General features: G+C 60.2%; 10 protein-coding genes. 1 reads left to right on the forward strand and 9 read right to left on the reverse strand.

All coding sequences use genetic code 11. The annotated features are described in order from the left end of the window. Positions 1–199 precede the first annotated feature (199 nt). The 8 genes from GBM95_RS09985 to GBM95_RS10020 form a co-directional block, all read right to left on the reverse strand. Complete coding sequence (locus GBM95_RS09985) at positions 200–1024, reverse strand: TrmH family RNA methyltransferase (RefSeq protein ID WP_152158960.1); 825 nt, start codon at positions 1022–1024, stop codon at positions 200–202. A gap of 38 nt (positions 1025–1062) precedes the next feature. Then, complete coding sequence (rnhB, locus tag GBM95_RS09990) at positions 1063–1737, reverse strand: ribonuclease HII (RefSeq protein ID WP_152158961.1); 675 nt, start codon at positions 1735–1737, stop codon at positions 1063–1065. 93 nt (positions 1738–1830) lie between these two features. Continuing rightward, positions 1831–3012, reverse strand: coding sequence for a lipid-A-disaccharide synthase (lpxB, locus tag GBM95_RS09995; protein ID WP_152158962.1), 1182 nt, complete (start codon positions 3010–3012; stop codon positions 1831–1833). Between the two features lie 69 nt (positions 3013–3081). Next, entirely contained in the window at positions 3082–3870 is a 789-nt protein-coding gene (gene lpxA, locus GBM95_RS10000; protein WP_152158963.1) for an acyl-ACP--UDP-N-acetylglucosamine O-acyltransferase, read from the reverse strand. Between the two features lie 335 nt (positions 3871–4205). Next, positions 4206–4685 (reverse strand): 3-hydroxyacyl-ACP dehydratase FabZ, encoded by a 480-nt coding sequence (gene fabZ, locus GBM95_RS10005; RefSeq protein WP_152158964.1) that lies wholly within the window; start codon positions 4683–4685, stop codon positions 4206–4208. 103 nt (positions 4686–4788) lie between these two features. Continuing rightward, complete coding sequence (gene lpxD, locus GBM95_RS10010; RefSeq protein ID WP_152158965.1) at positions 4789–5892, reverse strand: UDP-3-O-(3-hydroxymyristoyl)glucosamine N-acyltransferase; 1104 nt, start codon at positions 5890–5892, stop codon at positions 4789–4791. 59 nt (positions 5893–5951) lie between these two features. Continuing rightward, positions 5952–6485 carry an OmpH family outer membrane protein gene (locus tag GBM95_RS10015; protein WP_152158966.1) on the reverse strand — a complete coding sequence of 178 codons (534 nt, stop codon included), beginning with the start codon at positions 6483–6485 and terminating at the stop codon, positions 5952–5954. A 230-nt stretch (positions 6486–6715) separates the two neighbouring features. Continuing rightward, positions 6716–7990: a M20/M25/M40 family metallo-hydrolase gene (locus GBM95_RS10020; protein ID WP_152158967.1), complete on the reverse strand. Its 1275-nt coding sequence runs from the start codon at positions 7988–7990 to the stop codon at positions 6716–6718. Positions 7991–8413: 423 nt separating this feature from the next. On the opposite strand from GBM95_RS10020, the gene GBM95_RS10025 reads away from it, so the two are divergent. Then, positions 8414–8863, forward strand: a complete 450-nt coding sequence (locus GBM95_RS10025) for a hypothetical protein (RefSeq protein ID WP_152158968.1) — start codon at positions 8414–8416, stop codon at positions 8861–8863. Here GBM95_RS10025 and GBM95_RS12740 read toward each other — a convergent pair. Next, positions 8843–9050: hypothetical protein (locus GBM95_RS12740; protein ID WP_226963269.1), on the reverse strand; the 208-nt coding region annotated here is incomplete at its 5' end. The genes GBM95_RS10025 and GBM95_RS12740 overlap by 21 nt on opposite strands.

The following is a 9050-nucleotide window of genomic DNA, read 5'->3' on the forward strand; positions in this document are numbered from 1 at the left end:
AAAGGAGATCACCTCCACCTTCAAAAGTCAGAAGACCCCTATTCGCGCCTGTTTTACGAATGAGAGTACCCTCTATGCACAGGCGGCCTGACCCCAAGCACCACACAGCACCATCCGTCAACTATTAAATACCTTTGTTAATAAAGTTGCATCCTTCGGCAAAAAGCTTTCAATAGTGAAAGTCGTCTTCCTGCCGGGTTCATGGGGTGCCGGCATCTCTCAGGAGACGCCGTCGACTGGAATCAAAAAGACAAACTGCGGCAGCCACCGCAACATTGAGCGATTCAACGCCCTCGGCTATCGGAATCCAATAGCGTTCATCTGTCGCCGCAAGCGCCTCATCGGAGAGCCCCGGCCCTTCGGCGCCCATCATCCAGCAGATGGGACCGCGGGCCGTATAGTCGGGCGCGAGAAAGAGATTCTCTCCGCCCCGGGCGTCGGCAGCAAGGAGTCTGCCGGCATAGCGTTCGCGAAGCTGCCTTACCGGGCAGCCTTCAATAATCATGACCGAAAAGTGCGCGCCCATGCCGGCGCGAAGGACCTTGGGCGTCCAGAGGCAGGCCGCCCCCGGGCTCGTGATCACAACCCGCACGCCGGCCGCGGCTGCGGACCGGATCAGCGTGCCGGCGTTTCCCGAATCCTGCACGCCGTCGAGGTAGAGCGCATCGAGACTGCGCCACGCGTCGTCAGACGGCACTTCCGGAATCTCAACCTCGCACATGATGCCGACGCCGTTCTCAACCGGGGAAATGCTGTCGTAGAGACGGTCGGAGAGCACATACACCTTCGCGCCCTTCGCGTCCGCAAGCTTGTCGGCAAGGCCCGCCGCCTCGTTGGTGGAACGCCCGCCCGAGAGAATGACGGCGGAAACCTTCACGTCCGGGTGCTCAAGCACGACCTCTGCGAGATGAATGCCTTCTATCAGAAGCGCTCCCTCGCGGCGCAGAAAACGGGCATCCGCGGCGAGCCGCTTCCAGCGCTTCACGCGCGGATTGGCATCGCTTTCGATTAAGAGATGAGTCATGCGAAAAATCCTTCCGGCATCAATTTATTTTGAATAGGCTATTTGGTTTTTGCGCTCTTGGCAATGATGGACTTTACGGGTTCGAAGCTTCTCCGGTGGCAGGGGAGCACGCCGTACTTCTCTATCGCCTCGATGTGCGCCCTCGTGCCGTATCCCGCATGCTGCCCGAAACCATATTCCGGATGTTCGCGGCCGATCTGAGCCATCAGATGGTCTCGTTCCGTTTTGGCAAGAATCGAGGCCGCGGAGATGGCAGGCACCTTTGCGTCGCCCTTCACGATCGTTTCAAAGGGAACGGTGAGGTGCTTCGGCGCCCGGTTGCCGTCGATGAGGATGAGCTCGGGCTTTCTCGAAAGCGCTGCGAGCGCTCTCTCCATCGCAAGGAACGTCGCTTCGAGAATGTTCACGCTGTCGATTTCCTCGACGGAGGCCCAGCCGACGCCCCAGGCGAGCGCGCGCTCGCGTATGAGGGGAGCGAGCGCCTCGCGCTTTTTGGCGGAGAGCTTCTTGGAATCGTTGAGTCCCTCAATCGGCTTCTCCGGATCGAGGATCACTGCGGCGGCGCAGACCGGCCCCGCGAGCGGCCCGCGCCCCGCTTCGTCGACTCCTGCCGTAAGAAGCGGCAGCTGATCAAAGCCCGCGGAAAGAAAGAGGCTCTCACCAAAGTCTGCTTCTTCAAGCGCCTCAGTTGTCTTCGTTCTGCTCTTTGCCATGCTTCGAAGCACACCACCCAAAAAATCAAAACGGCGTGCCGGCCCGGAACCCCAGGCCCGACACGCCTCTCGAAAAAACTTTCGAAGAGCGCCTTACCAGCGGCGAAGCGCGCGCTTTTCCAGCACGTCTGCAACAAGCGCGCTCGTGTCGCGCTTCAAAGCCTCATGAAGCTTCGTGAAGCGCTCGGCGAGCTCCTTCTTCTTCGCGTCATTTTCAAGCGCATCCTCAAGCGCCCAGGAGATCTGGTCGGCGCGGCAGTAATACTGCAGGAACTCCGGCACCACGCTCTCGCCCATCAGAATGTTGGGGAGCGACACATGGCGGATCAAGGCCTTCTTCTGCATGATCATGCCGGTAAGCGCAGGCATGCTGTAGCCCACGACCATCGGCTTCTTGTAGAGCGCGCATTCGAGCGTGGCGGTGCCGGAGGCAACGAGGACGGCGTCGGCCGCTTCAATCATGCGGTGGCTTTCGCCGATCCGAACGATCATGCGCTGCGCAAGACGCGCGTACTGGCCCGCAATGAAGATGATGCGCTCGCGTGCTTCCTCGTCGGCGGCGGGAATCAGCACATGCATGTCGCCGTAGCGGTGAAGGAGCTTTTCCACGGCGCCGAAGAAGGCCGGGGCGCACCCCTTCACTTCGTCGAGCCTCGAGCCCGGCATGATCGTCACGACGGGAAGCGTGTCTTCCGTAAGGCCGTAGTCGCGGCGCGCCCCCATGGTATCGGGCTCCATCGGAATGACGGAGGCGAGCGGGTGGCCCACATAGGTCGCGTCGATCCCGGCGCGGCGGTAGATCTCTTCCTCAAAGGGGAAGACGAGGAGCATGTGGTCGACCGCACGGCGGATCTGGTGAATCCGCTCGGGGCGCCAGGCCCAGATGGAGGGACTCACGTAGTGCACGGTCGGGATGCCGCGGCGGCGCAGCTGCTGCTCGATCCCGAGGTTGAAGTCCGGGGCATCGACGCCCACGAAGACGCGCGGATTCGAGGCGGCAAACTTCTTCACGAGTTCGGAGCGAAGCCTCAGAAGACGCGGCAGGTGCGAAAGAACCTCAACGTAGCCTCTGACGGAGAGTTCGCGGATGTCGTGCCAGGCATGAAACCCTGCCGCACGCATGCGCGGACCGCCCACGCCGTACTGCGCGGAGCCCTCGAAGCGCTTCTCGACCTCAGGGAGGGCGAGGCTCGCGATGTAGTCGCCGCTCGCTTCGCCCGCAAGCCAGATGATGCCGTTGGTTTCAAGAGTCGGATTCGGACGATGAGTGCCCATGTTTTTGGTCTCCTGCCAGTTTTGTTGTATCGGGGTCGGGGAGAATTCTTTTCGCCTTCAGATTCAGAATCAGCGGATGACGCCGCGCGGACTCGTCGTAACGAAGGTGAGGAAGTGATCGAGCTCATTGACGGCGCCGGGGAAGTCCGCCTTGAGGGCCTCGATCTTCACGGCCGCCTCCTTCACCGTGAGATTCTCGCGGTAGAAGTGGCCGTAGGCCTTTCTGAGCGCCCGGATCTGCTCGTCAGTAAAGCCCGCACGCCTCAGGCCCACAATATTGAGGCCCGCGACGCGGCAGGGATTCAGGTGCGAAATCACATAGGGAGGCACATCCTGGAGAACCCCAGAGGCGCCCCCGACCATGGCGTAGGCGCCGACACGGCAGAACTGATGCACGGCCGCCTGGCCGCCGAGAATGGCGTGATCGTCGACGCGCACGTGGCCGCCGAGAGCAACGTTGTTCGCGAGGATCACGTCGTTGCCGACATGGCAGTCATGCGCCACATGGGCATTCGCCATGAAGAGGTTGCGGCTTCCGACGGTGGTGAGTCCTTCATCCTGCGTCGTACCGATCGACATCGTGCAGTTTTCGCGGATCACGTTGTCGTCGCCGACAACGAGGCGCGTGTCTTCGCCGCAGTACTTCTTGTCCTGCGGGTGGCAGCCGATGCTCGCGCCTGCATAGACCACATTGCGCTCGCCGATAACGGTGCTGCCCTCAACCACGACGTGGCTGCGAAGCACGGTGCCGGCGCCGATCTTCACTTTGGGCCCGACAAGGCAGAAGGGGCCGATGACGACGTCGTCGGCGATTTCAGCTTCGGGAGCAACAATGGCGCTGGGATGAATCTGTGTCATTTCTATAGAAGTTCCTTTGGAGCCATGCCGCAATTGTCTCAGCCGGAAATTTGGGCGAGCTTAATTTCCGCTCTCCCCGCGGGGTGCGACAAAAGCGCATGCGCCGAAAAGAGGACGGCGCATTTCGAGCGCAATCCCCTCCGAGCTTGCCTGAGGGATTTTATACGTCCCGGCACGGGGCGTTTTTAAATGCATGCAAAAGGCAAGCTCTGAGAGACAAAAGAAAAGGCGGAAGGAGCTATGCGCTTAAGACGCATATTCCCGTTCCGACTTCTGTCCCGAGGCCGCCCCGCCTTTTCAAAGAACCTGGAGCCGCCTCGTCCGGAGTTTGAAAGTTATTCCGCCGCCGGTGCCGTCTGCTGAGGGGCAGGCCGGTAGGCGCACATCATGCTCGCCGAGGCCGCAACCTTGCCGTCCACGCGGGCGACGGCTTCGAAAATACCCATCCCGAGCTTCGCCTTCAGGAACTTCCCTTCGATCACGAGCTGGTCGCCCGGCTGAACGATGCGCTTGAAGCGGGCGTTGTCGATGCCGGCAAAGTAGAAGAGGCACTTCTTCGGATCCACATCCTTGGGCAGGCGCGCAAGCGCGATGATGGCGCAGGCCTGGGCCATCGCTTCAATGATGAGAACGCCCGGCATCACCGGAGCCTGAGGGAAGTGTCCGGTGAACTGCGGCTCGTTCATCGTGACGTTCTTGATCGCCACGACGCGGTCGAGTTCATCGGAGAGCTCGACAACGCGGTCAATCAGGAGAAACGGATACCGGTGGGGCAGCTGCTCCATGATGTCCAGAATGTTGAGGCTCTTCGGCATGGCTCTGACTTGTCTCTCAGTTGGGGTTGCTTTAAGGGAAAAAGCCGCAGGCAGATCGGATTGGAACCAGATAGCCTGCGGCGGAATGGAATTGTCGCTCGAATCAGCTTTCCTGCGCTTCTTCCTTTCGGATTAGCGCGCGCAGGCTTTCTACTTCCTTTTCAAGGCGCTTCAACTCTCTGCGCATTTCCGGAAGCCGCGCCGTAATCGCCGCAGCCATCGTGAATTCGCGTTTGGTGAGGGCCGGGAAGAAGCCCGTGAGCTGCGTGGGTTCCGTCCCCCAGCCGGTAATGGCGGTGGCGGGCCCGATGCCGGAGCCGGACGGGATTTCGATGTGGCCGTTGATCATCGCCGCGCCGCCGATCATGACGTGGTCGCCCACCTTGGTGGAGCCCGCGATGCCGACGCAGGAGGCCATCACGCAGTGGCGGCCGATGCGGTCGTTGTGGCCGATCTGAATCTGGTTGTCGAGCTTCGTGCCTTCGCCGATCACGGTGTCCTCGAGCGCGCCGCGGTCGACCGTCGTGTTGGCGCCGATCTCGACGTCATTGCCGAGCACCGTGCGGCCGCGCTGCGGGATCTTCACCCATTCGCCGCGGAAGGGCGCGAAGCCGAAGCCGTCGCCGCCCAGAACAGCGCCCGACTGAATGCAGCCGCCGTCGCCCACGACCGTGCCTTCATAAAGAACGGCATTGGGGTAAATGATGGTGTCGGCGCCGACCGATGCGTTTTCGCCCACGACGACGCCCGACGAAATGAGGGCGCGAGGGCCGATCTTCGCGCCCTTTTTGATGACGGCGAAAACCTCGACCGTCGCCGTCGGATCCACCTCGGCGCCCTCCTCGACGTAAGCGCGCGGATGAATGCCGGGATTGCGCTTCACGGGGTAGAAGATCTGAGACGCAAAGGCAAAAAAGGCATACGGATCGTCGCAAAGCAGAATCGTACGAGCCGGCAGCTCCTCGCCGAAAATCGCCTTTGCATCCTTTTCGCGAAGAACGAGCGCGCCGGCACGGCTTTCCTTCATCTCCGCCGCATAACGCGGATCGGTAAGGAAGCTGAGGTCTTCTTCGTGCGCGTCCTTCGGCGGCATGAAGCGGCCCACCTTCACGTCGGCGCCCGAAATGCGCATGGAAAGGCGCCCCTTCGACAGCGTTCCGACTTTTTCAATCAGTTCGGAGAGGCTGATAGGCTGATTCTGTGGCATGACTTGTCCTTACAAAAATTTGTGTCCCTGAGGGAGCGCTCTTTATTTCCGGGAGAGGCTTACTTCTTTGCCGTTTTGCCAAGAGTGATGTCCCGGTCAAGCGCCTCGATCACGCGGCTTGTGAGATCGACTCGGTCGCTCGCATAAAAGAATTCGTAGAGCACGAGGTCGAACTGCTCCTTCTTCGCGAGCTCCTGCACCACGCGGCCGGCGCGGTTCTGCAGAAGCAGCACCTCTTCGTTGCGGCGCTGATTGAATTCCTCGCGCGCCTCGCGGCTTCTGCGCGTCACGTCGCGCTCCATTTCGGCAAGCGACCGGCGCTCCTGCACGCGTTCGGATTCCGTCATCGAGGGCGCGTCCTTTTCAAAGCGCTCGAGCCGGGCCTTGAAGCGCCGGCTGATCCCCTCGATTTCCTCCTGCCGGCGCTGCCCTTCGGCATTGAGGCGATCGCTCGCCTCGATGGCCGTTTTGGATTCGCGAAGAATGCGCTCCATATTGACGACGCCGATCTTGAGGTCGGCCGCTGTTGCGGCGCCGGCCGCAAGGAGCGTGGCAGCCGTCAGGGCTGCAAAGCAGACGCGAAGTGAGCGCATGACGAATCCTTATATCTCGCAGGGAAATGGTTTGAAGCTCTGCCGCAATAAATCCGCTTCCAATAGAGAGCGGTACGGCAGGCTCATGAAAACGGATTTTAGCAACGCTTTTCGCCGCTCCCGAAAAGAAACGCCCCGAAGCGCCGGAGAGACGATTCGGAGCGTTTGGGAGGCCTATTCGGTTTCATGGGAAGCGCCCTTCAGAGCGCTTCCGCCGGAAATCAACCCGATCAGGCAAGCTTCGGGAGCATCGGAGCAGCTTCGCCGGCGACTCCCACCATCGCGAGCGTCACGAGGGTAGCGAGTTGCGGCCCCTTTTCCATCTCGGTCGAATCGAAGAATTCCTTGAGGCTGTGCTCGTTGTGGGTAACGCCGCCCGTGCCGATGCAGACCGACGGAACGCCGATCGAGATCGGCTTATTGGCATCGGTCGAGGAGGAGCGGCACTGCTTCACTTCGAGACCCATCTTCTGCATGGCGCAGAGCGCCGCCTGCACGACGGGGGAGTCGTCGGGCTGCTGACCCGCCGGACGGTTGCCGATCTGGGTCTTCACAAGGCGCAGCTGATGCTCTGCGTCGGCCTTGGGCCAGCGGGCGTTTTCAAGCTCAACACCCTTTTCGAAGGCAGCGAGAACGCGCGCCTCGAGGTCCTCAAGTTCCTTGAGGTCAACCGAGCGCATGTCGACATCCACTTCGCAGCGCGCGGCAATCGTATTGACGGTCGTGCCACCCTTGATCGTGCCGATCGTGAAGGTGGTCTTCGGATTTTCGGGCGGATCGAAGTCGGCGATGATATTGCCCGCGCGGCACATGGCGTGAATGGCGGAAGGCACCTTCGCGTAGTCGATGTAGGAGTGGCCGCCCTGGCCCTCGATTGCAATGCGCCAGCGGTGCGCGCCCGTGGCGCCGTTCTGCACCGTGTAGACGTCGGCCATGTCGAGCGCCATAAAGCCGTCGATCTTCCTTGAGCCGTCAAAGAGCGCCTTAGCGCCGCGGATGTCGCCGTTGCCTTCTTCGCCGACGGTGCCGACAAAGAGGATGTCGCCCGCCGTTTCAATCTTCGCGCCTTCGAGCGCGCGCAGGACCTGGAGCATCGAACGCAGGCCCGAGGCGTTGTCGCCGATGCCGGGACCGCGGTAGATCGGGCCTTCCTTCGTCACCTTGAGGTTGGTGCCGGCCGGGAAGACCGTATCAAGGTGCGCGGCAATCGCGAGCACCGGACCATTGTCCTTCCCCGGACGACGGCCGACGACGTTCCCCGAGGGATCCATCACGACGTCCTTCAGGCCATAGGCCTTCATGAGCTCCATGATCGCTTCGCCGCGAACCTTTTCCGCAAAGGTCGGGGATTCGATTTCGGAAATGCGGACCTGTTCGGCCATGGCGCGCTCGACCTCTTGAGCGCAGATGTCGAAAGCCGCCTTGACGGCAGGCATCGACGAGAGCTTCTCGATCTGCTCGATCATCTTGGGTTCAAGTTGAGGCACACGATCTTTGGTTGCCATGGGGGCATGCTCCTGAAAAATTAAGTTGGCCGTCCCTGCGCGCAGAGCCTGATCGGCTCCGCAGACAGGATCCGCTTGAATTTGCATTCAGCCGGAGAAGAGCCGATCGGCCGTCTCTCCGGCGCATAAGGATCATAGCGCGACTAAGGCGTTTTAATTAGATGACGCTTTCACCAAGTTCTGCTCTTTGCCAGAACAGCGTTTGCTCGACACGTGACCAGTCGAAACGAGCCTGCAAAACGAGGACACGTCTTCTTCAATGTTTTAAGCATCCTGCTTTACCGATTCTTCGATACCTATAAATACCCCACAACAAGCTCACGAACGAACTCGAATCCTTCGACATGTAAACTCTTAGTGGCAACTGGCAAGTTGCACAATCGTGCGACTAGAAATCCCTATCCTCAGGCACAGGTTCCCCGTATGGCAGCACGCAAACACTTCGATTCCTCTCGTCCCTGCTGGTTTCTCTCCGTATCCGGTGAAGGTTCCGGCGCTGCGGAACACCTCATCAGTGAAAACATTTGGCAAGGGAGCGATGACAATCCCTACCCGCCCCAAGCCTTAGCGATCAAAGAGGGCGACCATATAGCGCTTCGGACAAACGCGATGCTGAAAACGGGGCTCCCTTTCGACAATCGGCAATGTGTCGTTCCCGTCATGTCTGTCATTGCGACGGGCATCGTGAAGCAGAACCCCCAGGAGAACGCACCGCTTCAAGTTGACTGGAAACCACTTCCAACTCCGCGTGCGTGGTATCTCTACACGAACCAGAAGGAGGTCTGGCCTGTTCGCATCGGCGATTGGATGGCCGACAATCTCGTCGACTTTACGTCAACTTCCAGCGTTTTTCTACTCCCTACCCAGAGGTAGCTTAAAAACGGCAACGGTTGCCTGAAATAACCACAAAAATGACTTGCGCTTCGTGCGCTTTTTCTTTATAATCGAGAGTATTTCGCTTCTCTCGAAAGAAGCCCGCAAATGTTCTTCAAGTACACCGTCCCAGTTCCGGTTGCTGCCGGCAAAATCAGTCGTCAAAAGACCAAAAGCGGTACGTACA

Source organism: Sutterella seckii (genome assembly GCF_009183815.1).
In the GTDB taxonomy this organism is placed as follows: Bacteria; Pseudomonadota; Gammaproteobacteria; order Burkholderiales; family Burkholderiaceae_F; genus Sutterella; species Sutterella seckii.